Genomic DNA, 24,397 nt, shown 5'->3' on the forward strand with positions numbered 1-24,397 from the left:
TAGCTTTTTGCGCTAAAAAAACCCACTTCGTGCCACTTTCTGCCACTTGCGCACACTATAGGAACGCGGCCACCACACCGTCAAGGCACGGTCTTAAGGAAAACCCTTACATTTCGGAGATTTAGGAGAGGTATTGGGGATAAAAGGGTAATTCTGAGAAGGATCCGACGGATAAATCCCACACAGCTCAAATCGTTGCGATTCAAAGTTAATGTAATTTATGAGCTGTAAGATTTTTTTGGTATTACGGAGGGGTTTTGCTGCTTGAAACGAAGGGGAAGAAAAAAGGTGGAGAGTCGATCTGTAAGCCGGGTTCTGTCGAGAACAGTCATTCCTCTACGACGGCCATCACTGGACGCCTTTAGCAACCTACCCGGTTCCAGCGCGGGCCACGCCTAGGAACCCTATTTGGTCTTGCTCCGAGTGGGGTTTACCTTGCCACGAACTGTTACCAGACGTGCGGTGCGCTCTTACCGCACCTTTTCACCCTTACCGGCACCGAAGTGCTTAGGCGGTTATTTTCTGTGGCACTTTCCGTAGGCTCACGCCTCCCAGGCGTTACCTGGCACTCCGCCCTATGGAGCCCGGACTTTCCTCCCCCCCTTGTTGCGGAACAACAAGAGGCAGCGACTGTCCAATCGACTCTCCGCCGACAAGGTTAGCGGCACACGCCATCAAGAACAAGCTTTAATAGCATGCGTGTCCCCCTTACCCCTTTCAAAAGCAGGCCGTTACTCCTTCTGTTTCTCCAGCGCCACCTGGTACAGCAGGTTCTTGCGCACACCCGTTATTTCGGCAGCCAGCGCTGCGGCACGCTTGAGCGGCATCTCTGCAAGCAGCAGATCCAGCACCCGCCGAGCCTCCTCACCAATGACGTCCTCGTCATCCGGCGGCGTCCAGCCAGCCACCAGCACCACGCACTCGCCACGCTGCTGATTACTGTCGGATTCGACAAATGCCCGCAGCTCACTCAAAGGCAGACCCTTGAGGGTTTCGAAAGTTTTGGTTATTTCACGCGCCAGCAACGCCTGACGGTCAGCACCGAAGACCAGTTCCATATCTTGCAGACACTCCAGGATGCGATGCGGCGCTTCATAGTAGATCAGCGTGCGCGGTTCTTCTTTGACACGCTCGAGCCTGGCCTTGCGACCCGCAGGCTTGGCCGGCAGAAAACCCTCGAAAATGAATCGATCCGACGGCAGCCCGGCCGCAGACAAAGCCGCAATCAAGGCGCAAGCACCCGGCACCGGTACGACCTGCACACCTGCGGCACGCGCCTGGCGCACCAGGTGATAACCGGGATCGGAGATCAGTGGCGTGCCCGCATCGGAAATCAGTGCGACGTCATCACCGGCCAGCAGACGCGTGATGAAACGACTACCCTCATCACGTTCGTTATGTTCGTGACAGGCAGCCAATGGCGTCGATATGCCGAAGTGTTGCATCAGACGTGCGGAATGACGCGTGTCTTCAGCTGCGATCAGCGCGACGTCGCGCAACACCTTCAAGGCCCGCACACTCATGTCGTCCAGATTGCCGATAGGAGTCGCCACTACATAAAGCGAACCCGGAGTGGAATTCGAAACAACCGGAACAGTCAAAACGCAAACCTCGCAGGTTAAAACAGGTGCTTGGAAAAAATGCATTGTACAGGCTGCGGCCCGGCGGAACGGTTCGCGCGTCAGGATGCCGACAAAAAAGGAATGAAAACATGTTCAGACCCGAGCAAGAAACGCGGCGCACCTCTCGAATTGAACGATTTGGCCGCCAGATGACCTTAACGCGACTGATATCACGGCTTTAAATACCTTCGACATCGCACCCCGGCCAGCGCTTGGGTACAATCCCCCGTTAATTCGCTCGAGTTTCAGGAACATACCAATGATCGCTTGTCTGCGGCTGCTCTCTGCCCTCTGCCTCGCTGCCCTCCTTGCAGCCTGTGCCAGCTCGCCCTCGTCCAGCCTTGGCGAGCTGCCTCGAACCCCTGATGCCAGCATCGAGCAATTGCTCGAGCAGGCTGCCAGCGCCAAGACACCCGAGCAGGCCGCAACGCTGCGCTTGAGTGCTGCTGATCTGGCCAGCCGCCAGAACGACGCAGGACGCGCTGCGCAAATCCTCGGACAGGTGCAAATCGATCAACTCAAGCCCGGCTTGCAGGTTTTTGCCAGCACACTGTCCGCTGAGCTGGCGATGGGCCGCAATCAGCCCAAGGCAGCGCTGACCGCGCTGAATCATCCAAGCATGCAACGCTTGGGCGAACTGTCGGTCGAGCAGCAGATCCGCACTCACATGGTCAAGGCGCGCGCCCTGGAAGCCGATGGTCAGGCGCTCGCAGCCGCCCATGAACGTGTTTACGCCGGCCCGCTACTGCAAGGCGCAGACGCCAGCGCCAACAATGACGCGATCTGGACATTGGTCTCCGCCCTGCCTGCCGAGCAACTGCAGAGCACAGCCACCGACGACATGGGCGGCTGGCTGAATCTGGCTCGCTCGATCAAGGGCGCAGGCACGCTCGAGCAGCAACAGACTGCCATCGACAACTGGAAAGCGCAGAACCCTAAACACCCTGCTGCACAGCAACTGCCAACCGCCCTCGCCCAGCTTCGCGCATTGACCAGCGAGCCGATTACCAAAATTGCCCTGCTGCTGCCGCAGGACGGTCAGTTGGCCGCAGTTGCCAAGGCGTTGCGCGAAGGCTTCATGGCCGCGCACTTCCAGGCTCAGCAAGCAGGCGAGAATCCTCCGGCCATCCAGGTCTTCGACAGCTCGCGAATCACCTCGATGGACGAGTTCTACCGTCAGGCTCAGGCAGCTGGTGTGCAACTGGTCGTCGGTCCGCTGGAAAAGAACCTCGTCAAACAGCTGAACAGCCGTCAGCAGTTGCCTATCACCACCCTGGCGCTGAACTACAGCGATACCAGCAATGAAGGCCCGGCGCAGTTGTATCAGTTCGGCCTGGCCGCAGAAGACGAAGCGCGCGAGGTTGCACGTCGCGCCTGGGCAGACGGCAAACGCAGCGCCGTGGCGATGGTTCCGAAAGGCGAATGGGGCGACCGCGTGCTGGATGCCTTCCGCAAGAGCTGGCAGGCCAAGGGCGGCACGCTGATCGCTGCAGAGCACGTTGATCAGCCTGTAGAACTGGCACAGCAGGTCGCCGATCTGTTCCAGCTGCGCAACAGCGAAGGCCGCGCGCAGCGCCTGCAAAGCACGGCCGGCACTCAAGTCGCCGCTCAGCCAAGCCGTCGCCAGGACATCGACTTCATGTTCCTCGCCGCGACCCCACAGCAAGCGCAGCAGATCAAACCCACCATGGTCTTTCAGTACGCAGGTGACGTTCCGGTCTACGCCACTTCGCACCTGTTCACCAACAGCAACGATCACGCGCAATACATGGACCTCAATGGCGTGCGCTTCTGCGAAACGCCATGGCTGCTGAACGCCGAAGACCCGCTGCGCCAGCAGGTCACCGCGCAATGGCCACAGGCTGCAGGCAGCCTGGGTCGCCTGTATGCGATGGGTATCGACGCCTATCGCCTGGCACCGCGCCTCGCACAGCTCAAGGCGATGCCTGACAGCCGCATTGACGGGCTGTCCGGCAGCCTCAGCCTAAACCCTGGCCGCCGTGTCGAACGTCAGTTGCCATGGGCCGAATTCGTCGACGGCAAGATCCAGCGCCTGCCGGACACCGCTCCTTGATGCAACGCAGCACCCGCCAGCAAGCAGGGCGCGAGGCCGAAGCCTTCGCCCTGCAGTTTTTGCAACAACAGGGGCTGCGCCTGATTGAACAAAACTGGTTATGCAAACGCGGCGAGCTTGATCTAGTCATGCTTGACGGCGATACAGTAGTATTCGTCGAAGTTCGCTACCGTCGCCATTCAGGATGGGGTGGCGCCATGGAAAGCGTCGATTTTCGCAAGCAGGGGAAACTCGTCACCGCCGCACAGCTTTTTCTACAGCATGCAACGACCTGGGCCAATCACCCCTGCCGTTTCGACGTGATCGCCATTGAAGGCGAGCCCGGCAAGGCTGCACCGCTGAACTGGATCAAGAGCGCTTTTGACAGCTGACCTGGCGCAGTGGCCCGACTTGAGTCATGACCTGCAATACACTACAGCCCTCACCGATTTCGCTATTTGTTTTGCCGGCTGCACACCTTGTGTGCCGGATAGCTCCCGGGAGAACCCGGCGCATCCGTCCCGCCGCCGTACGCTCTAATTAAGGTCACATTGATGGACATGCAATCCCGAATTCGCCGGCTGTTCCAGGCCAGCATCGAAACCAAGCAACAGGCGATGGAAGTCCTTGCACCCTTTATCGAGCAAGCCAGTCAGGTCATGGTCAATGCCCTGCTCAACGAGGGCAAGATGCTCGCGTGCGGCAACGGCGGCTCAGCTGGCGATGCACAGCACTTTTCCTCGGAACTGCTCAACCGCTTCGAACGTGAGCGGCCGAGCCTGCCGGCGATTGCACTGACCACCGACAGCTCGACGATCACCTCGATCGCCAACGATTACAGCTACAACGAAATCTTCTCCAAACAGATCCGCGCGCTGGGTCAGCCAGGCGATGTATTGCTGGCTATTTCTACCAGCGGCAACTCGGCGAATATTATTCAGGCCATCCAGGCCGCACATGATCGCGAAATGATTGTCGTAGCATTGACGGGACGCGACGGTGGCGGCATGGCCTCACTGCTATTGCCCGAGGATGTGGAGATCCGCGTACCCGCCAATGTCACGGCACGCATACAAGAAGTCCATCTGCTGGCGATCCATTGCCTTTGCGATTTGATCGACAGCCAACTGTTCGGGAGTGAAGAATGACCCCTAATCGTCTCAGCCTACTGGTTCTGACACTGTGCCTCAGCATCACCGGATGCAGTTCGGTGATCACGGCCACTCGCGAAAAACCGATCGAAGACGATCGCGGCACGCGCACCTTCGGCAGCAAGATCGATGACTCGCTGATCGAGACCAAGGCAGCCGTCAACATCTCCAAGGCCAGCCCTGACCTCGCAGAGGGCTCGCACATCGTCGTGACCAGCTTCAACGGCATCGTGCTGCTGGCTGGCCAGACACCGCGTGCCGACCTCAAGGCCATGGCCGAACAGGCCGCCAGCGCCGTTCAGCGCGTCAAGAAGGTCAACAACGAGCTGCAGGTGATGGCGCCCTCATCGCTGCTGGCGCGCAACAACGATGCTTGGCTGACGACCAAGGTCAAAAGCCAGATGATCGCCGACGCATCCATCCCCGGCTCGCGTATCAAGGTGGTGACCGAGAACGGCATCGTGTTCCTGCTGGGCCTGGTAACCCAGGACGAAGCCAATCGCGCCACCAACCTGGTACAGGGCGTCTCCGGCGTACAGAAGATCGTCAAACTCTTCGAGTACATCGACTGACGGCTAACCGGCAGGCATGAAAAAGGCGATCCGAAGATCGCCTTTTTTATTACCCGTTTTTTACTTCACGACCTTCAGACTCGGCCTGCCACTCGGACGCGGCGGTTCGCTGTCTGGCGGAGGCGTATCGTCTTCGATCTCGATCTCGATTTCTTCACCCTCTTCCATGGAAGGCTCCAGATCGAAAACCATGCCCTGACCGTTCTCGCGGGCATAAATACCCAGGATGGCAGCGACAGGTACATAAAGCGTGTGCGGCACACCGCCGAAGCGGCCTTCGAAGCTCACCGCTTCGTTATCCATATGCAGATGACGCACGGCACTCGGCGAAACATTCAGGACAATCTGCCCGTCATTGGCAAATCCTTGTGGGACCTGCACCGACGGGTAATCCGCATTAACCAGCACATGCGGGGTGCAATCGTTATCGACGATCCACTCATAGAGAGCACGAACAAGATAAGGGCGACTGGAGTTCATTAACGGCTCCTTAAGCCTTAGCGCATTTCACGTTCGGCATCAGACAGACTCGTCTGAAAAGCCTCACGCGCAAATTGGCGCTCCATATAATCAAGCAACGGCTTGGCAGGCCGCGGCAATTCAATACCCAAAATTGGCAAACGCCAGAGTATGGGGAGTAGACAGCAGTCAACAAGACTTAGCTCGTCACTCATGAAAAAAGCTTTTTCCGCGAACAACGGGGAAACCCCGGCCAGACTCTCACGGAGCTCCTTGCGCGCCTGAACACGAGCAGGCTCTTTGCTGCGCGTATCCAGAATCAGGTCGACAAGGCCGCACCAGTCTCTCTGGATACGATGGATCAGCAAACGACTGTTGGCACGAGCAACCGGATAGACGGGCAGCAGAGGCGGATGTGGATAGCGCTCATCCAGGTACTCCATCACCACGGTCGACTCGTACAACGCCAGGTCACGATCAACGAGGGTCGGCACACTGCCGTATGGATTTACTTCAATCAGCTGCGGCGGATGACGACCTGCCACCACTTCAATGATTTCGGCGCTGACACCCTTCTCGGCGAGCACAATGCGTACGCGATGAGAATAGTGGTCGGCGGGGTCGGAGTAGCAGGCCAACCGGTTGGTCACGCCCATGGCGATCCTCCTCGCTTGTTAAAATTTATCGGACAGACGAACGAACGCGCTTGAAGGGCGCATCCGATAATGAACGCAACAGGACAGGTGTTCGTCGCGGGCCACAAGATAGCTCATTTACGCGATGTAAATTCCGTAATCTTCGTCGACAGGCGGATAAATTTCACAATATCGACGTAAAACGAGCAACGCAAAAACATCCTGACCGTAAAAATCACGCCCATAAAAAAACGTCCAGCCCCGCGAGGGGATGGACGTTCTTTCTTTGAACGAAGAGCGTATTAACGCTTCGAGTACTGCGGACGCTTACGCGCTTTACGCAGACCGACTTTCTTACGTTCAACTTCACGAGCATCGCGAGTCACGAAGCCTGCTTTACGCAGAGCGCCACGCAGTGTCTCGTCGTACTGCATCAGAGCGCGAGTGATACCGTGGCGGATTGCGCCAGCCTGACCACTCACACCGCCACCGATAACGGTGACGTAGATGTCGAACTTTTCAACTGTCTCGGTCAGTTCCAGCGGCTGACGAACTACCATGCGGGCAGTCTCGCGGCCGAAGAAATTATCCAGGGAGCGGTTGTTGATCGAGATGTTACCAGTACCCGGACGCAGGAAAACGCGAGCGGTTGCGGTCTTGCGACGGCCAGTGCCGTAATTTTGAGTCGCCGACATAATGAACTATTCCGTTAAAACTTCAGTTCTTGGGGCTGCTGAGCAGTATGAGGGTGTACAGCGCCCGCATAGACTTTCAGCTTACGATACATGTCGCGACCCAGCGGGTTCTTAGGCAGCATGCCTTTGACCGCGGTCTCGATCACGCGCTCAGGAGCTTTGGCGATCAGCTTTTCGAAGTTGATCGACTTGATCCCGCCCGGAAAACCGGAGTGTGAGTAGTAGATCTTGTCGGTGGTCTTGGCACCAGTAACGCGGATCTGCTCGGCATTGATCACGACGATGTAGTCGCCAGTATCAACGTGCGGAGTGTATTCCGGTTTGTGCTTGCCACGCAGACGGCTCGCGATTTCGGTGGCCAGACGACCCAGGGTCTGACCAGCAGCGTCGACGACGAACCAGTCGCGCTTAACTGTTTCCGGTTTAGCAGTAAAAGTTTTCATTCTTTATAGCCTCAGGGGCCGCCCTGAAAATTAGACGGCGGATCTTACTGAATAGTGCGTACTTTGACAAGTCAAAGGCAGCCGGAAACAGACGCTATCGGGGGCTCGGGTCAGCGCGTCCGTTATACGGCAAGATTCTTCGGCAGACGGCGCATCACTTCCACTGCAAAGAGCTGGCGGATTATACAGACTGTAAAAATAACCTCAACCGGATTTTTTGTTCACATTCTGTTTATTGCCTGCGGGGCGTGGATTGGCGGATATTTACCCTCTTAGCACAAAGCCATCATGGGAGCCCTGCCAAGGAGCCCCACGTAACGAGGCTGGACAGTTTTGGCAAAAAATAAGACGATCCAGCCGTCGCTTGACCATTTACCCATATAAGAATAACGATTATGCCGATCCAACACGCCACTCTTCTGCGCCGCGTAAGCATCCTGACCACAGACAAGATGTTTGCCTCCACTGTCATGCAGGCCAAGGACTTCTTCCATCTGGCGAGCCTGCGCTACAGCAAGCAACTGGGCCATGGCCTGGTACCCGCCTTCGAAACGCGCCTGGTCAGCCCGGACGGGCTTTCGGTCAGCAGCTTCAGCGATGTCACCCTGCCGGTCGACGGCGCGCTCTGCCAGAGCGACATCATCGTCATCCCGGCCTTCTGGGACGATTTTGAAACCCTCTGCCAGCGTTACCCACAGATCCTGCCGTGGTTGCGCGAGCAGCACGCCAACGGTGCCGTACTCTGCGCCGAAGCCACCGGCGTCTACTGGCTTGCCGAAGCCGGCTTGCTGGACGGCAAGGAAGCGACGACCTACTGGCGCTTTTTCAGCGCATTCGCCGAGCGCTATCCCAAGGTCCTGCTCAATCAGGAAAAGCACCTGACCGACGCCGACAACGTGTATTGCGCGGGCGGCACGACCTCGGCCTGCGATCTGTACATTTATCTGATCGAGCGCTTCTGCGGCGCCAATGTCGCCCAGGCCGTCGCCCGCGACATCCTCTATGAAGTGCGTCGCACCTACTCGCCGGGGCGAATCGGTTTTGGCGGTCAGAAGCTTCATCAGGACGTGGTCATTCTGCAGATCCAGCACTGGCTGGAAGAGCACTTTGCCGACAAGTTCCGCTTTGAAGACGTGGCCCGTGAGCACGGCATGAGCATTCGCAATTTCATGCGCCGCTTTCAGACCGCCACAGGCGACAAGCCGCTGCATTACCTGCAACGGCTGCGGATCGAAACGGCAAAGGGATTGCTGTCGGGGACGCGCAAGAGCATCAAGACCATCAGCTACGAAGTGGGCTACGACGACGCCAGCTTCTTTGCCCGGCTGTTCCGCCAGCACACCGAGCTGTCACCCAATCAGTATCGGCAACAGTTCGAGGGTCAGAGGGAGAAGCTATAAGCTGCAAGCTGCAAGCTGCAAGCTGCAAGCTGCAAGAGCCTGGGCTTTTAGCTTGCGGCTTGCAGCTTGAAACTTGCCGCTGCGACTAGGGCTTGTGCGCCCGCGAGAGGAACTCGTGGGATTGCATTTCCAGCAGACGGCTGAGGGTGCGCTGAAACTCGAACATCAACCGGCCACCGGTGTACAGGTCCTTCAATTCGACCTCGGCCGAGATGATCAGCTTGACGTTGCGATCGTAGAACTCGTCGACCATGTTGATGAAGCGTCGGGCGATGTCGTCAGTGGCGACGTCCATCTGCTCGACGCCGCTGATCAGCACGGCATGGAAGATCTTGCCCAGCTCGATGTAGTCGTTCTGACTGCGCGGGCCGTCGCACAACTCACGGAAGTCGAACCACGCCACATCATCACAGGTGCGCAGCGCACGGATCTCGCGATTTTCGATCATCAACACATCGTTTTCGATGGTTTCCGCGCAATCCGGAGTCAGCGCCTTGAAGCTTTTACGCAGGCTCTCCTGTGCAACTTCGTTGAGCGGGAAATGGAACAGTTCAGCCTGCTCCAGGTGACGCAGACGGTAATCGACGCCACTGTCGACGTTGACGATGTCGGTGTTCTGCTTGATCAGCGCGATGGCCGGCAGGAAACGCGCCCGCTGCAGGCCGTCCTTGTACAGGCCGTCCGGAACGATGTTGGAAGTGGCCACCAGCGTCACGCCGTTCTTGAACAGCTCTTCCATCAGCGTGCCGAGGATCATGGCATCGGTAATATCGGAGACAAAAAACTCGTCGAAACAGATGACCCGCGCCTCATCGGAAAAACGCCTGGCGATGATCGTCAGCGGGTTTTTCTCGCCCTTGAGGGTCTTCATCTCTTCGTGCACGCGCTTCATGAAGCGGTGGAAGTGCGTACGGACCTTGTCCTGAAACGGCAGTGCGTCGAAGAACGTATCGACCAGATACGTCTTGCCGCGGCCTACGCCACCCCAGAAGTACAGCCCCTTGACCAGCGTCTGCTCTTTCTTGCCGAACAGTTTGCCGAACAGGCCGGGCTTGCTGTCGTGAGCGGCGATCAGATCGTCGTACAGGCGCTGCAGATGACGCACAGCGCTTTCCTGCGCGGCATCGTGAAAGAAGTCCGGGCGTTTCAGATCAGCTTGATATCGTTCTAGGGGCGTCATAATTCGTTAGCAAGGCAACAAAAACGGGTCGTCACTGTAGCGACGACCCCGGGGATTGGCAATCAGTCCTGTTGAGGAGCGAGCGCCAGCTTGAGTGTTTCGATGGCACTGTCGCGCGCGGCAGCGTTGGCGAATATCGGACTGTCCGCCACGCAGGCGCCGTCCAGCCACAGCGTGAAGCGATCGTCTTCGCTGCGCAGGTCCAGTTCGCCGCCCTGCTGCAACTGCTTGCTGACCACGCCTGCAGCCTTGCCATCGGCAAAGTTGCGCGACAACAGCAACTGCTCGCCATCGGCTGCCAGCAGACGGAAACGGAAGCTGCCGTCGTCTTCACGGAAGCTGACGAAACGAGCGCCCTTGCTGGCCTTTTTCTTGCCGGTGTCGGCGTTCTGCACCACGGTACGGAACGACCGCAGGCCTACCGCCTCGCGCAGTTCCTCGAGGAATGGGGTGGCGACACGTCGGGCTTTCTGCGCGCCAGCGAGCAGGATGTCTTCTAGATCGGCAGGACGCTCGATCAGCCCCAGATACTTTTCACGGGGTTCGCTCAGCTGTGCATCCAGCAACGTGAACAGACGATTCTTGGCTTCACCCCAGCCCAGGCCCTGCAACAGGTCAGAGCGGAATTCGGCGCACTGCTCGGCCGTCGAGAAAGCCTGATACAGGGTAAACAGGTGCGAAGTGTCCGGGTCTTTCGCTTCGCCCGGGGCACGCGAGTCGGTGACGATGCGCGATATCGCGCTTTTCATGTCCTTGGCACCGCTGAACAGCGGGATAGTGTTGTCGTAGCTCTTGGACATCTTGCGACCGTCCAGACCTGGCAGCGTAGCCACGCTCTCTTCGATCAGTGCCTCGGGCATGACGAAGAATTCCTTGCCATTGCCGAACAGGTGATTGAAACGCTGACCGATGTCACGGGCCATTTCAACGTGCTGAATCTGATCACGCCCTACCGGAACCTGATGCGCATTGAACATCAGGATGTCGGCAGCCATCAGCACCGGGTAGCTGTACAGTCCCATGGTGATGCCTGCATCCGGGTCTTCGCCACCTTCCACGTTCTTGTCCACCGACGCCTTGTAGGCGTGGGCGCGATTGAGCAGGCCCTTGGCCGCGACGCAGGTGAGCAACCAGGTCAGTTCCGGGATTTCAGGGATGTCCGACTGGCGATAGAAGGTCACACGATCGACGTCCAGCCCCGCCGCCAGCCAGGTCGCGGCGATTTCCAGACGCGAGCGCTGAATGCGCAGCGGGTCATCGCATTTGATCAGCGCGTGGTAGTCGGCCAGAAAGTAGAACGAGTCGAAATCGCTCTGACGGCTGGCGACAATGGCCGGGCGAATGGCGCCCGCGTAGTTGCCCAGATGGGGAGTGCCGGTGGTCGTGATACCGGTCAGGATACGAGTGGTCATGGCAGGTCGCTTATCAATAGGATGCAATACGGGCTGCAATCAGCTGGAAAGTCGCGGCAGGAGCAGATCTTTCAGATCAGTCAGCTTGCCGTGAAAAAAGTGTCCGCATTCTGCCACTTTCAGCAGCCCATGGGGACGTTGCAACGCGGCGGACCATGCATAGACCGTCTCAGGGTCGATCACTTCGTCGTTCTCCGGCTGAATGATCGTCAGCGGGCAAGCCTTGGGCAGTACGCTTTGGTCCTCGAGGCGCGACGCCGCAGCCGCAATCAGAAACAGATGCGTGAGCTTTTCACCCTGCGCTTCCAGCCTGCCACCCAGGTTTGCAGCAACGTAGCCGCCAAAGGAAAATCCGAACAGGGTCATCGGCAGATCAGGATGTTGCGCCCGCAGCCATTGGGCGGCAGCCTGGGCATCATCGATCTCGCCTGGCCCGGCAACCGAGGTACCGGCACTGGCACCGACGCCGCGATAATTGAAGCGCAACGTGATCAAACCCTGATCGCGTGCGGTACGCTGCAACGTCGAGACGACTTTATTGAGCATCGTTCCGCCCTGTATCGGGTTAGGATGACAGATCAGTGCAACACCTCGGGCGTCGGGGACATCCTGATACAGCGCTTCGAGCTGGCCTTCAGGGCCATCGATAAATAATGGGGTTTCACGCATGAGCAAAACAGAACTCCGTGACCTCGAAATGGGTCGACTCGTCTAGCTGATTGTCTGCGGCATGCATATCAACGATACGTCGCGGGTATACAGCGCAGGTTCGAGCCGTTAACGTAAAGCAAAGCCGTTTATAGAGGAAGGACTCGTGGAACACTCGCTCTTAGTCTGGTTGTTGCCGACGCTCGCCCTGGTGGCCGGTGTCGTCATTGGTTTTCTGGTGGCACGCCTGCTGCCCAACACCGTTCCGAACAGCACCCAGCGCCAGCTGGATGACATTCAGGAGCGTTTCGACGCCTATCAGAACGAGGTAGTCACGCACTTCAACAGCACGGCCAATCTGGTACAAAAGCTTTCACAGAGCTATCAGGATGTTCAGGAACACCTTGCCGAGGGCGCCAACCGTCTGGCTCTCGACGAGCTGACCCGCCAACGCCTGCTGGCCGCCCTGCACCCTGAGGCCAATCATGCGCACCGCGATCATCGCGACCGCCTGACCCCGCCACGTGACACTGAAACACCCAAGGATTACGCGCCCAAGTCGCCCAACTCCCCGGGCATGCTGGATGAGCATTACGGCTTGAAGAAGTAAGCTTTCGCAGCCACACAAAAAGCCCGCCGCAGAGAGCATCTGCGGCGGGCTTTTTTTGTAGGATCGAAACTGTAATCCCTTGCGGAGGCAAGCCCCCTGCCAGGGGATATGAATCAGATCGCGCCGCGGCTGCGCAGCAGATCCAGCACCTGCCTGACGCTTTCTTCCACGTTGAGTGTCTGCGTGTCGATCACCAGATCGGCATTCAGCGGCACGTCATACGGGAAGGACTCGCCAGGGATATTGTCGCCATCAGCGGCATACAGGCCCTGCGGATCACGCTCGCGGCAGACCGTTGGCGACGCCTGTACATAGACGGTGAGCAGGCGATCCTTGCCGATCAGCGCCTTGGCGCGCTCACGCCCTTCGGCATCCGGAGCAACGAATGCGGCCAGAGTCAGCAGGCCGGCTTCGTTGAACTGACGCGCCACATGCGCGGCACGGCTCCAGTTCTCGTTACGACCGGCACGATCCTGTGGCAAGCCCTTGTTCAGGTCATGACGCAGGTTCTGACCGTCCAGTACATAGACCGCACGGCCCATGTCGAACAGCTTGCGCTCGACCGCATAGGCCAGCGTGCTTTTGCCCGCGCCGGAAAGGCCGCTGAACAACACGGTGGCCGGTTGCTGACCGAAGCGCTGCGCGCGCTCTTCGGTGGAGACGTGAGCCAGTTCGCCATGGTGCTGCGAGCCGCCACCTGAAACCGGCTTGGCGATGATCATGCCCGCCGCAACGGTGCCATTGGTCAAACGATCGATGACGATGAACGAACCCGTGGTGCGGTTGCTGCTGTAGCCGTCCAGCGCGATGGGCGCATCAAGGCTGACCTTGACGCGGCCGATCTCGTTCAGCTGCAACGAGCTGGCAGGGCCTTCCTCCAGCGTGTTCACATCGACCCGGTGGGTGATGCTGGCAATCGAGCCCGGCACATAGCTGGTGGCGCGCTTGATGTCGTACTTCTTGCCCGGCAGCATCGGTTCTTCGGCCATCCACACCAGCATGGCATCGAACGCATCGCTGACCTGCGGAACATTGTCGGCATGCACCAGCAGGTCACCACGGGAAATGTCGATCTCGTCTTCCATGGTCAGCGTCACCGCCTGACCCGGCCCCGCCTGCTCCAGCTCGCCTTCAAAGGTGACGATGGACTTCACACGGCTGCTCTTGCCCGACGGCAGCACGACGATCTCGTCACCCTTGTGCACGATGCCGCTGGCCAGCGTACCGGCGAAACCACGGAAGTTCAGATTCGGACGGTTGACGTACTGCACCGGGAAACGCAGGTCCGCATAGTTGCGGTCGCTGGCGATTTCGACCGTTTCGAGAATTTCCATCAGCGACTGGCCGGTGTACCACGGCGAACGCTCGCTCTTGTTCACCACGTTGTCGCCCTTGAGCGCCGACATAGGTACAAAAGCCATGGTGGTCGGCTTGAACGCGATGCCCTCGGCAAACTTCAGGTAATCGGCCTTGATCGACTCGAAAACGCTTTCATCGAAGCCGTTGAGGTCCATCTTGTTGATGGCGACGACGATATGCTTGATGCCCAGCAGCGAGGCGATATAGCTGTGACGACGGGTCTGGGTCTGCACGCCGTAGCGGGCGTCCACCAGAATGATCGCCAGGTCACAGGTCGACGCACCGGTGGCCATGTTGCGGGTGTACTGCTCGTGGCCCGGGGTGTCGGCGATGATGAATTTGCGCTTGGCCGTGGAGAAATAGCGATAAGCGACATCGATGGTGATGCCCTGCTCCCGCTCGGCCTGCAGGCCATCCACCAGCAACGCCAGATCGACGTCATCACCCGTGGTACCGGACTTCTTCGAGTCACGGGTGATGGCTTCCAGGTGATCCTCGTAGATCATCTTGGAGTCGTGCAGCAAACGCCCGATCAGCGTGCTCTTGCCGTCATCGACGTTGCCACAGGTAAGAAAGCGCAGCATTTCCTTGCGTTCGTGCTGGCCCAGGTAGGCGAGGATGTCCTCGCTGATCAAATCAGATTGGTGACTCATAGCGGTTGAGCTCCAAGCTGTAAGCTTCAAGCGGCAAGCTTGTCGGCGTACAGCTATTCAGAAATTTTGTTGATCAGCCCGCACAGCATTTTCGAGAGCTCGCGGGTTTCAGTAATCAATGCTGCTGCAACTGCCTCAGGGATATAACCGATTTCACTGCCGATCATGAGCTGAGTTCTCAGCTCGCCGCACGAGGCTTTCGCAATATACAAAAAGCGACATTTGTCCTTGGCAGTGAATCGCTCCATGCCCTCAGCAATATTGCTTGGTACCGACAAACCAGAGCGTGTGATCTGGCTTCTGAAAGCCAGATCAGGGCAAGACGCCGTTTGCCTGTAAAGAATGACCGCCAGCGCCTTTGCTCTTTGCCATACCAAGAGTCTCTCGAAGTCCATTTCGATCCCCTGCTTTTAATTTTCTTGTAGCTTGCCGCTTGAAGCTAAAAGCTGCTCCTTAGAAATAACCCTGACGTTTCTTTTCTTCCATCGAACCAGCGCCGTCATGGTCGATGACCCGGCCCTGGCGTTCGGAAGTTCGCGTCAGCAACATTTCCTGAATGATGTCGGTCAGGCTGGTCGCTTCGGACTCGACGGCACCGGTCAGCGGGTAGCAGCCCAGGGTGCGGAAACGGACCTTTTTCTTGACGATGCGCGACTTCTCTTCATCGGTGAGATGCTCGAGGATGCGCTCGTCGTCGATCATGATCAGCGTGCCGTTCTTCTCGATAACGTCGCGCTCGGCGGCGAAATACAGCGGCACGATCGGGATGCCTTCAAGGTAGATGTACTGCCAGATATCCAGCTCGGTCCAGTTGGAGAGCGGGAACACACGGATCGACTCACCTTTGTTGACGTTGCCGTTGTAGACGTTCCATAACTCGGGACGCTGGTTTTTCGGGTCCCAGCGGTGCTTGCTGTCGCGGAACGAGTAGACGCGTTCCTTGGCCCGGGACTTCTCTTCGTCGCGTCGGGCACCGCCAAAGGCGGCGTCGAAACCATGCTTGTCGAGCGCCTGCTTCAGGCCCTCGGTCTTCATGATGTCGGTGTGTTTGGCGCTGCCATGGGTGAACGGGTTGATGCCCTGCGCCACGCCATCGGGGTTGATGTGGGTGATCAGGTCCAGGCCCATTTCCTCGACCATCTGGTCGCGAAAGCGATACATCTCCTGGAATTTCCAGCGGGTATCGACGTGCATGACCGGGAATGGCAGTTTACCGGGGAAGAATGCCTTGCGCGCCAGGTGCAGCATCACGGCCGAATCTTTGCCGATCGAGTACAGCATCACCGGGTTATCGAACTCGGCGGCGACCTCGCGGATGATGTGGATGCTTTCCGCCTCCAGCTGTTTCAGATGCGTCAGTTTGTCAACCATGGCTACTCACGGATTGCGTTCGTTATGGACCGGGAAACCCCGGGGCGGCCAGCGGGCCGTATTCGAGCCGGGCACTTTAACATGCGTGATATCGCTAATCAGCGACGCAACTAGATCGAAACGATCTATGCATATGCCCTGCTGTTTGATCGCTCAAATCGGATTCGGACAGTCGATAAAGATATGCTCGAGCGCAAAGCGCCGCGCCAGGTAGTCGCCCAGTGCCTGAACGCCATAGCGCTCGGTGGCATGATGGCCGGCGGCGATGAAGCTGATGTCGTTCTCTCGTGCGCTATGAAACGTCTGCTCCGACGCTTCGCCACTGAGGAACAGGTCGACGCCCTCAAGCACCGCCTGATCGATGTAGTTCTGCCCCCCACCCGTGCACCAGCCGACACGGCGAATCATCTGACTGCCTTCGATGAGCAATGGCTCACGCCCCAGCGCGTCCTGCACGCGACGAGCGAAATCCCGCGCAGTCATGGGTTCGGACAGCGAACCGATCAGCCCGACCACGCGCGGGTTTTCGGGGTCCAGAGGACATTCGACCGTGATGTCCAGTTGACGCGCCAGTTGCACGTTGTTGCCCACCTCGGGATGCACATCCAGCGGCAGGTGGTAGGCCAGCAGGCTGATGTCATGCTTGAGCAAAGTTTTCAGGCGACGCTGTTTCATGCCGACGACACACGGGTTTTCGCCCTTCCAGAAATAACCGTGGTGGACCAGAACCAGATCAGCCTGAGCGTCGACTGCCGCGTCCAGCAGGGCCTGACTGGCCGTCACGCCACTGACGATGCGCATGACTTGCGGGCGCCCTTCGACCTGCAGGCCATTGGGGCAGTAATCCTGAATCCGGGCACTGTTCAGATAGCGGTCGGCTTCTTCGACCAGGGTGCTCAGGGCAACAGCCATAAAAGACTCCTAAATATGCAGTTCAGAGCTGCGTTGTACTCGTATAATGCCCGCCATTATGGCGCACCCGTGGCAAAACTTTCTGCGCCCGCAACCATCAGGACTTGTTAAATGTTCAAGGCACTGCGTTTTTTCGGCTGGCCATTGCTGGCTGGCGTGCTTATCGCCATGCTGATTATTCAGCGCTACCCGCAGTGGGTCGGCCTGCCGAGTCTGGATGTCAATCTGCAACAGGCTCCACAGACCACCAACGTAATGCAAGGTCCGTCTTCCTATGCCGACGCGGTCATTGCCGCAGCGCCTGCGGTGGTCAACCTCTATACCACCAAGATGGTCAACAAGGGCAACAACCCGCTTTTCGAAGACCCGCAGTTCCGACGTTTCTTCGGCGACAACACGCCCAAGCAGAAGCGTATGGAATCGAGCCTGGGTTCTGGCGTCATGATGAGCCCCGAAGGCTACATACTGACCAACAACCACGTCACCACCGGCGCGGACCAGATCGTGGTCGCGCTCAAAGACGGCCGCGAAACCATTGCCCGGGTCATCGGCAATGACCCGGAAACCGACCTGGCGGTGCTCAAGATCGACCTGAAAAACCTGCCGGCGATTACCATCGCGCGCTCTGACAGCATCCGCATCGGCGACGTGGCACTGGCGATCGGCAACCCGTTCGGGGTCGGCCAGACCGTGACCATGGGCATCATCAGTGCCACCGGGCGCAATCAATTGGGCCTCAATACTTATGAAGACTTCATTCAGACCGATGCGGCCATCAATCCGGGTAACTCAGGCGGCGCGCTGGTCGACGCCAGCGGCAATCTGATCGGTATCAACACCGCGATCTTTTCCAAGTCCGGCGGCTCGCAGGGCATCGGCTTCGCCATTCCGACCAAGCTGGCCATGGATGTCATGAAGTCGATCATCGAGCACGGTCAGGTCATTCGTGGCTGGCTGGGCATCGAAGTTCAACCCCTGACCCAGGAACTGGCCGAATCCTTCGGGCTGAAGGATCGTCCAGGCATCGTCGTGGCGGGCATCTTCCGCGACGGACCGGCGCAGAAAGCCGGGCTGCAGCTGGGTGACGTGATCCTGAGCATCAATGGCGAACCTGCCGGCGACGGTCGTCGCTCGATGAACCAGGTGGCGCGCACCAAACCCAAGGACAAGATTGCTATCGACGTGATGCGTAACGGCAAGGAAATGCGCCTGAGCGCCGAAGTCGGCCTGCGCCCACCGCCCGCCCCGACACCCGTCGCCGCGCCGGAGTGACGCCGCCATCTGGAAGTGCGGTACAACGCAGATCTGTGACGCCGGGAATAAAAGGTGTCCACGCTTCTGCCCGGAGGGCGTGAGAGCGAGGTGTTTTAGAGCCATGTGAAACACTCACACAGGTCCGGGGTGTTTTCAAGCCTTGTGGATTACTCACACAGGTCGGCTGTGTTTCGAGCCATGCGAATGCCCTGCGGCACTGATGACCTGGTGGGAGCGAGCTTGCTCGCGAAGACGGTGTTTCAGTCGATGCATTTTCGGCGCTTGTACAGACCCTTTCGCGAGCAAGCTCGCTCCCACAGGTACGGGGTGTTTTCGAGCCATGTGAAAAACTCCACAGGTCCGGGTTGTCTTCAAGCCATGTGGATTACTCACACAGGTCGGCTGTGTTTCGAGCCATGCGAATGCCCTGCGGCACTGATGACCTTGTGGGAGCGAGCTTGCTCGCGAAGACGGTGTTTCAGTCGATGCATTTTCGGCGCTTGTACAGACCCTTTCGCGAGCAAGCTCGCTCCCACAGGTACGGGGTGTTTTCAAGCCTTGTGGATTACTAACACAGGTCGGCTGTGTTTCGAGCCATGCGAATGCCCTGCGGCACTGATGACCTTGTGGGAGCGAGCTTGCTCGCGAAGACGGTGTTTCAGTCGATGCATTTTCGGCGCTTCTACAGACCCTTTCGCGAGCAAGCTCGCTCCCACAGGTCCGGGGTGTTTTCGAGCCATGTGAAACACTCCCGCAGGTCGGGGGTGTTTTCGAGCCATGTGAAACACTCACACAGGGCCGTGGTGTTTTTCAAGCCATGTGAAACACTCACCCAGGTCCGGGTTGTCTTCAAGACATGTGGATTACTCATATAGGTCAGCTGTGTTTCGAGCCATGCGAATGCCCTGCGGCACTGATGACCTGGTGGGAGCGAGCTTGCTCGCGAAGGCGGTGTTTCAGTCGATGCATTTTCGGCGTTTGTGCAGACCCTTTCGCGAGCAAGCTCGCTCCCACAGGTCCGTGGTGTTTTTCAAGCCATGTGAAACACTCACTCAGGTCCGGGGTGTCTTCAAGCCATGTGAAAAACTCCACAGGTCCGGGTTGTCTTCAAGCCATGTGGATTACTCACACAGGTCGGCTGTGTTTCGAGCCATGCGAATCCCCTGCGGCACTGATGACCTGGTGGGAGCGAGCTTGCTCGCGAAGACGGTGTTTCAGTCGATGCATTTTCGGCGTTTGTGCAGACCCTTTCGCGAGCAAGCTCGCTCCCACAGGTACGGGGTGTTTTCGAGCCATGTGGATTACTCACACAGGTCGGCGATGAGTGACGGCGCAGAGTCAGCCCGTTTTCGGGCTGACCGATCCGCTTCTCAGATGTCGCTCAGACCTTCCAGCAACGCTTGATGCTGCTCTGGCGTGCCGATGCTGATGCGCAGGAACTGGGCGATTCGCTGCTGTTTGAAGTGGCGGACGATGACGCCCTGCTCGCGCAGTTTGGCGGCCAGTGCTGCGGCATCATGCTGCGGGTGGCGGGCGAAGATGAAGTTGGCTGCCGATGGCAAGACCTCAAAGCCTTTGCCCTGCAACTGCTCGACCAGTACCTCGCGGCTTTCGATGACCTTGTTGCGGGTGGTTTCGAAGTGCTCGCGATCCTCGAAGGCGGCCGCCCCGCCCACATTGGCCATGCGGTCCAACGGATAAGAGTTGAAACTGTTCTTGATCCGCTCCAGCGCCTCGATCAGATCAGGATGCCCCACCGCCAAGCCGACGCGCAGACCGGCCAGCGAACGCGACTTGGACAGGGTCTGGGTGACCAGCAGGTTCGGGTAACGATCTACCAGCGTAATAGCTGTCTCGCCACCAAAATCGATATACGCTTCATCGACGACCACCACCGAGTCCGGGCTGGCCTTGATGATCTGCTCGACCTTGTCCAGACCGAGCAGGCAACCGGTCGGCGCATTCGGGTTGGGGAAGATGATCCCGGCGTTCGGCCTGGCGTAGTCTTCGGCACGAATCTGGAACTGCTCATCCAGCGGGACCGTTTCATAGTCGATGCCATATAGGCCGCAATACACCGGATAGAAGCTGTAGCTGATATCCGGGAAAAGCAGCGGAGCATCGTGCTGAAACAAGGCGTGAAAAATGTGCGCCAGCACCTCGTCCGAGCCGTTGCCCAGGAACACCTGATTGGGCTGCACCTTGTAGTAATCGGCGACAGCATGCTTGAGCAGATCGCTGTTGGGGTCCGGATAAAGGCGCAAATCGTCGGTCAGCGCGGCGCGCATGGCGTCGATGGCCTTTGGCGAAGGGCCATACGGGTTTTCATTGGTATTGAGCTTGACCAGGCGGGTCAGCTTCGGCTGTTCGCCCGGCACATAAGGCACCAGATCGCTGACAAAAGGGCTCCAGAATTTGCTCATTATTTGCCGTCCTCTGTGTTGCCTGCTTTCCAGTCAGGGTCAGTGATTCGATATTCGGCACTGCGCGCGTGGCCGCTCAGGGACTCGCCACGAGCCAGCACGGACGCTGTCTTGCCCAGCTCGGACGCACCTTGCGGCGAGCAATAGATGATCGACGAGCGCTTCTGGAAATCGTAGACGCCCAGCGGCGAGGAAAAACGCGCCGTGCCGGAGGTCGGCAGCACATGGTTGGGACCTGCGCAGTAATCGCCCAGCGCTTCGGAGGTGTGGCGCCCCATGAAAATCGCACCCGCATGGCGGATCTGCGGCAGCCAGGCTTCCGGATCGGCGACCGACAATTCGAGGTGCTCGGGCGCGATGCGATTGGCGACTTCGATGGCCTGGGCCATGTCAGACACCTTTATCAGGGCGCCGCGACCGTTGATCGACGTTTCGACGATGGCCGCCCGCTCCATGGTCGGCAGCAGACGGGTGATGCTGGCCGCCACCTTGTCGAGAAATTCGGCATCCGGACTGACCAGAATGGCCTGGGCATCTTCGTCGTGCTCGGCCTGGGAGAACAGGTCCATGGCGATCCAGTCAGGATCGGTCTGGCCGTCACACACCACCAGAATCTCGGAAGGACCAGCGATCATATCGATCCCCACCTGACCGAAGACGTGACGCTTGGCGGTCGCCACATAGATGTTGCCAGGGCCAACAACCTTGTCGACTTTCGGCACGCTTTCAGTGCCGTAAGCCAGCGCGGCAACAGCCTGCGCCCCGCCAATGGTGAACACCCGGTCGACACCTGCAATGCAGGCAGCAGCCAGCACCAGTTCGTTGATTTCACCACGCGGCGTCGGCACGACCATGACCACTTCGGTCACACCTGCCACCTTGGCCGGTATGGCGTTCATCAATACCGAAGACGGATAGGAAGCTTTGCCACCCGGCACGTACAGACCTGCACGGTCCAACGGCGTGACCTTCTGGCCCAGCACCGTGCCGTCGGCCTCGGTGTAGCTCCAGGAGTCCTGCTTCTGCTTTTCGTGGTAACTGCGCACACGCTCGGCGGCCTTTTCCAGGGCTTCGCGCTGAACCGGGGTAATGCGCGTCAACGCCAGTTCCAGGCGCTCGCGGGGCAGGATCAGGTCGGCCATCGAGGCGACCTGCAGCCCGTCGAACTTCTGGGTGAACTCGACCAGCGCCGCGTCGCCACGCTCACGCACCGCCTTGATGATGTCGAGCACGCGCTGGTTGACCGAGTCGTCAGACACACTTTCCCAGCTCAGCAGATGATCCAGATGTCGTGCGAAATCCGGGTCAGCAGCGTCGAGTCGGCGAATTGCAGTGGGAGTGGTCATAGCGGGGCCTCAATAATTGGCGGATGCTCAGGAGCCTAAAGCTACCAAGCTATCCGCGCAGGCACCTGAGAAATTTGGCTATGACACGGATAGCTGGACGCAACTCAACGTTGCGTGAAGGGATCAGCTACGGTGTCGCGACTCCACTGCCTTGCGCAGGGTGTCGATGAGAGCCTGAATACGTGCGTGCTGCATCTTCATGGAGGCCTTGTTCACCACCAGACGCGAGCTGATGGTCGCAATCAGCTCCTGGGGCTCCAGCCCGTTGGCGCGCAGGGTATTCCCGGTGTCGACCACGTCGATGATCTTGTCTGCGAGGCCAATCAGCGGTGCCAGCTCCATCGAGCCGTACAACTTGATGATATCGACCTGACGGCCCTGCTCTGCGTAGTAACGCTTGGCGACGTTGACGAACTTGGTCGCCACGCGCAGACGACCCTTGGGCTCGACCGCACCGATGGCACCCGCGGTCATCAGCTTGCACTTGGCAATCTGCAGGTCCAGCGGCTCATACAGGCCCTGACCGGTGTATTCCATCAGCACATCCTTGCCCGCGACACCCAGGTCGGCGGCACCATGCTCGACATAGGTCGGCACGTCGGTGGCACGCACGATCAGCAGGCGCACATCGGCCTGGGTCGTGGGGATGATGAGCTTGCGGCTCTTGTCCGGATTCTCGGTCGGCACTATGCCCGCTTCAGCGAGAAGCGGCAGAGTGTCGTCAAGAATGCGGCCCTTGGACAGTGCGATGGTCAACATGGGAAACGTAAGTCCTTATCAGGAAACTTTTGTCACGACGCAAGCGGCGCATGACAACCCTCAGGCCTGTTGACCTGAAGTGAAACGAATCAGAAATTACACCCGCGACAGAACAAGCGGTCCTGATGCTAGTGGCATCAGGACCGCATGCTGCTAGCCCGGAACGCGGCGGATCTTGGCACCCAGCATTTGCAGCTTCTCTTCGATGCACTCGTAACCACGGTCTATGTGGTAGATGCGGTCGATCAGCGTGTCGCCCTGGGCAACCAGCGCCGAGATCACCAGACTGGCCGATGCACGCAGGTCGGTCGCCATGACTGGCGCGCCCTTGAGCACTTCGGTGCCGGTAACAATGGCGGTGTTGCCTTCAACCTGAATCTGAGCGCCCATGCGGTGCATTTCATACACGTGCATGAAGCGGTTTTCGAAGATGGTCTCGATGACCGCCCCCGTGCCTTCGGCAATCGCGTTGAGCGAGATGAACTGCGCCTGCATGTCGGTCGGGAACGCCGGATAAGGCGCAGTACGCACATTGACCGCCTTTGGGCGCTTGCCGTGCATGTTCAGCTCGATCCAGTCTTCACCGGTCGTAATTTCCGCACCGGCTTCCTGAAGCTTGAGCAGCACAGCTTCGAGGATGGTCGGATCGGTGTCCTTGACCTTGACGCGACCGCCGGTAACGGCAGCGGCCACCAGGTAGGTGCCGGTCTCGATACGGTCAGGCATGACCTTGTAGGTGGCCGGGCCCAGACGCTTGACGCCATCGATGGTGATGGTATCGGTACCTGCGCCGTGAATCTTGGCCCCCATTGCAATCAGGAAGTTGGCCAGATCGACAACCTCTGGCTCGCGCGCGGCGTTCTGCAGCACGCTGCGACCGTTGGCGAGGCTGGCAGCCATCATGATGTTTTCAGTACCGGTCACGCTCACGGTATCGAAGAAGAAGTTGGCACCGCGCAAGCCACCCTCGGGTGCCTTGGCCTTGATGTAGCCACCTTCGACGTCAATGATCGCGCCCATGGCTTCAAGGCCACGGATGTGCAGGTCGACCGGACGCGAACCGATGGCACAGCCACCTGGCAGAGCCACTTCGGCCTCGCCGAAGCGAGCGACCATCGGGCCCAGCACCAGAATCGACGCACGCATGGTTTTCACCAGTTCGTACGGCGCGACCAGAGTCTTGATGGTTCGCGGGTCGATTTCGACACTGAGCTTTTCGTCGATCACAGGCTCGATGCCCATGCGACCGAACAGCTCGATCATGGTCGTGATGTCGTGCAGGTGCGGCAGGTTCTGAACAGTGACGGGTCCGTCCGCCAGCAACGTGGCGGCAAGGATCGGCAGGGCAGAGTTCTTTGCCCCGGAAATGCGAATTTCGCCATCAAGACGAACGCCGCCGGTAATAATCAGTTTATCCATTAGAGTCTCGACACCAATTGG

At 58.7% G+C, this 24,397-nt stretch carries 23 protein-coding genes and 1 other RNA gene; 7 read left to right on the top strand and 17 right to left on the bottom strand.

The annotated features are described in order from the left end of the window. Positions 1-288 precede the first annotated feature (288 nt). Both rnpB and rsmI read right to left on the bottom strand, forming a co-directional pair. An RNA gene (rnpB, locus tag JOE39_RS14530) (RNase P RNA component class A) lies at positions 289-646 on the bottom strand. Positions 647-731: 85 nt separating this feature from the next. Next, positions 732-1,601, bottom strand: coding sequence for a 16S rRNA (cytidine(1402)-2'-O)-methyltransferase (gene rsmI / locus JOE39_RS14535; RefSeq protein WP_210078606.1), 870 nt, complete (start codon positions 1,599-1,601; stop codon positions 732-734). A gap of 280 nt (positions 1,602-1,881) precedes the next feature. On the opposite strand from rsmI, the gene JOE39_RS14540 reads away from it, so the two are divergent. From JOE39_RS14540 to JOE39_RS14555, 4 genes are all read left to right on the top strand, one after another. Next, positions 1,882-3,696: a penicillin-binding protein activator gene (locus tag JOE39_RS14540; RefSeq protein WP_016568903.1), complete on the top strand. Its 1,815-nt coding sequence runs from the start codon at positions 1,882-1,884 to the stop codon at positions 3,694-3,696. Continuing rightward, a complete protein-coding gene (locus tag JOE39_RS14545) occupies positions 3,693-4,067 on the top strand; it encodes a YraN family protein (RefSeq protein ID WP_183132971.1) in 375 nt (124 codons plus the stop codon). The genes JOE39_RS14540 and JOE39_RS14545 overlap by 4 nt, the downstream gene beginning before the upstream one ends. A 162-nt stretch (positions 4,068-4,229) precedes the next feature. Then, positions 4,230-4,823: a phosphoheptose isomerase gene (locus JOE39_RS14550; protein ID WP_003418801.1), complete on the top strand. Its 594-nt coding sequence runs from the start codon at positions 4,230-4,232 to the stop codon at positions 4,821-4,823. After that, complete coding sequence (locus JOE39_RS14555) at positions 4,820-5,398, top strand: BON domain-containing protein (RefSeq protein WP_003313570.1); 579 nt, start codon at positions 4,820-4,822, stop codon at positions 5,396-5,398. Before JOE39_RS14550 ends, JOE39_RS14555 begins: the two co-directional genes overlap by 4 nt. Before the next feature lie 60 nt (positions 5,399-5,458). On the opposite strand, the gene JOE39_RS14560 is transcribed toward JOE39_RS14555, so the two are convergent. The 4 genes from JOE39_RS14560 to rplM all read right to left on the bottom strand — a co-directional run bounded on the left by JOE39_RS14560 (position 5,459) and on the right by rplM (position 7,630). Then, positions 5,459-5,878, bottom strand: a complete 420-nt coding sequence (locus JOE39_RS14560) for a ClpXP protease specificity-enhancing factor (RefSeq protein ID WP_003313571.1) — start codon at positions 5,876-5,878, stop codon at positions 5,459-5,461. Between the two features lie 17 nt (positions 5,879-5,895). Then, positions 5,896-6,513 carry a glutathione S-transferase N-terminal domain-containing protein gene (locus JOE39_RS14565; RefSeq protein WP_003424513.1) on the bottom strand — a complete coding sequence of 206 codons (618 nt, stop codon included), beginning with the start codon at positions 6,511-6,513 and terminating at the stop codon, positions 5,896-5,898. Positions 6,514-6,794: 281 nt separating this feature from the next. Continuing rightward, positions 6,795-7,187 carry a 30S ribosomal protein S9 gene (rpsI, locus tag JOE39_RS14570; protein WP_002555064.1) on the bottom strand — a complete coding sequence of 131 codons (393 nt, stop codon included), beginning with the start codon at positions 7,185-7,187 and terminating at the stop codon, positions 6,795-6,797. Positions 7,188-7,201: 14 nt separating this feature from the next. Further along, positions 7,202-7,630, bottom strand: a complete 429-nt coding sequence (rplM, locus tag JOE39_RS14575; protein ID WP_002555065.1) for a 50S ribosomal protein L13 — start codon at positions 7,628-7,630, stop codon at positions 7,202-7,204. Between the two features lie 494 nt (positions 7,631-8,124). On the opposite strand from rplM, the gene JOE39_RS14580 reads away from it, so the two are divergent. Further along, positions 8,125-9,030, top strand: a complete 906-nt coding sequence (locus tag JOE39_RS14580) for a GlxA family transcriptional regulator (protein WP_162488814.1) — start codon at positions 8,125-8,127, stop codon at positions 9,028-9,030. Between the two features lie 85 nt (positions 9,031-9,115). Here the strand turns inward: JOE39_RS14580 and zapE are convergent, their stop codons facing one another. The 3 genes from zapE to JOE39_RS14595 form a co-directional block, all read right to left on the bottom strand. Next, complete coding sequence (zapE, locus tag JOE39_RS14585) at positions 9,116-10,210, bottom strand: cell division protein ZapE (protein ID WP_210078605.1); 1,095 nt, start codon at positions 10,208-10,210, stop codon at positions 9,116-9,118. Positions 10,211-10,272: 62 nt separating this feature from the next. Continuing rightward, positions 10,273-11,622: a tryptophan--tRNA ligase gene (locus tag JOE39_RS14590; RefSeq protein WP_210078604.1), complete on the bottom strand. Its 1,350-nt coding sequence runs from the start codon at positions 11,620-11,622 to the stop codon at positions 10,273-10,275. A 39-nt stretch (positions 11,623-11,661) separates the two neighbouring features. Further along, positions 11,662-12,291: a thioesterase domain-containing protein gene (locus tag JOE39_RS14595; protein WP_210078603.1), complete on the bottom strand. Its 630-nt coding sequence runs from the start codon at positions 12,289-12,291 to the stop codon at positions 11,662-11,664. 145 nt (positions 12,292-12,436) lie between these two features. On the opposite strand from JOE39_RS14595, the gene JOE39_RS14600 reads away from it, so the two are divergent. Then, on the top strand, positions 12,437-12,880 hold the full coding sequence (locus tag JOE39_RS14600) for a DUF1043 family protein (protein WP_003340664.1): 444 nt from the start codon (positions 12,437-12,439) through the stop codon (positions 12,878-12,880). 113 nt (positions 12,881-12,993) lie between these two features. Here JOE39_RS14600 and cysN read toward each other — a convergent pair whose 3' ends face one another. The 4 genes from cysN to JOE39_RS14620 form a co-directional block, all read right to left on the bottom strand. Further along, positions 12,994-14,892, bottom strand: coding sequence for a sulfate adenylyltransferase subunit CysN (gene cysN / locus JOE39_RS14605; protein ID WP_046236476.1), 1,899 nt, complete (start codon positions 14,890-14,892; stop codon positions 12,994-12,996). 53 nt (positions 14,893-14,945) lie between these two features. Beyond that, positions 14,946-15,287, bottom strand: a complete 342-nt coding sequence (locus tag JOE39_RS14610; RefSeq protein WP_003340660.1) for a four helix bundle protein — start codon at positions 15,285-15,287, stop codon at positions 14,946-14,948. A 58-nt stretch (positions 15,288-15,345) separates the two neighbouring features. Next, positions 15,346-16,263, bottom strand: coding sequence for a sulfate adenylyltransferase subunit CysD (gene cysD, locus JOE39_RS14615; protein ID WP_003313577.1), 918 nt, complete (start codon positions 16,261-16,263; stop codon positions 15,346-15,348). 153 nt (positions 16,264-16,416) lie between these two features. Next, positions 16,417-17,175: a Nif3-like dinuclear metal center hexameric protein gene (locus JOE39_RS14620; protein ID WP_210078602.1), complete on the bottom strand. Its 759-nt coding sequence runs from the start codon at positions 17,173-17,175 to the stop codon at positions 16,417-16,419. A gap of 111 nt (positions 17,176-17,286) precedes the next feature. Here JOE39_RS14620 and algW point away from each other — a divergent pair, with 111 nt between their 5' ends. Beyond that, on the top strand, positions 17,287-18,447 hold the full coding sequence (gene algW / locus JOE39_RS14625; RefSeq protein WP_003340656.1) for a Do family serine endopeptidase AlgW: 1,161 nt from the start codon (positions 17,287-17,289) through the stop codon (positions 18,445-18,447). 1,352 nt (positions 18,448-19,799) lie between these two features. On the opposite strand, the gene hisC is transcribed toward algW, so the two are convergent. The 4 genes from hisC to murA form a co-directional block, all read right to left on the bottom strand. Then, the gene (gene hisC, locus JOE39_RS14630; protein WP_004416187.1) at positions 19,800-20,852 is read right to left on the bottom strand and encodes a histidinol-phosphate transaminase; all 1,053 of its coding nucleotides are present in this window, start codon (positions 20,850-20,852) and stop codon (positions 19,800-19,802) included. Continuing rightward, positions 20,852-22,198: a histidinol dehydrogenase gene (hisD, locus tag JOE39_RS14635; protein WP_003424521.1), complete on the bottom strand. Its 1,347-nt coding sequence runs from the start codon at positions 22,196-22,198 to the stop codon at positions 20,852-20,854. Before hisD ends, hisC begins: the two co-directional genes overlap by 1 nt. A gap of 123 nt (positions 22,199-22,321) precedes the next feature. Beyond that, positions 22,322-22,957, bottom strand: a complete 636-nt coding sequence (hisG, locus tag JOE39_RS14640) for an ATP phosphoribosyltransferase (RefSeq protein WP_002555077.1) — start codon at positions 22,955-22,957, stop codon at positions 22,322-22,324. 153 nt (positions 22,958-23,110) lie between these two features. Then, positions 23,111-24,376 (bottom strand): UDP-N-acetylglucosamine 1-carboxyvinyltransferase, encoded by a 1,266-nt coding sequence (gene murA / locus JOE39_RS14645; RefSeq protein ID WP_003395244.1) that lies wholly within the window; start codon positions 24,374-24,376, stop codon positions 23,111-23,113. Between the last annotated feature and the right edge of the window lie 21 nt (positions 24,377-24,397).

The sequence above is a fragment of the Pseudomonas sp. PvP100 genome (assembly GCF_017833055.1).
Taxonomy (GTDB): Bacteria; Pseudomonadota; Gammaproteobacteria; order Pseudomonadales; family Pseudomonadaceae; genus Aquipseudomonas; species Aquipseudomonas syringae.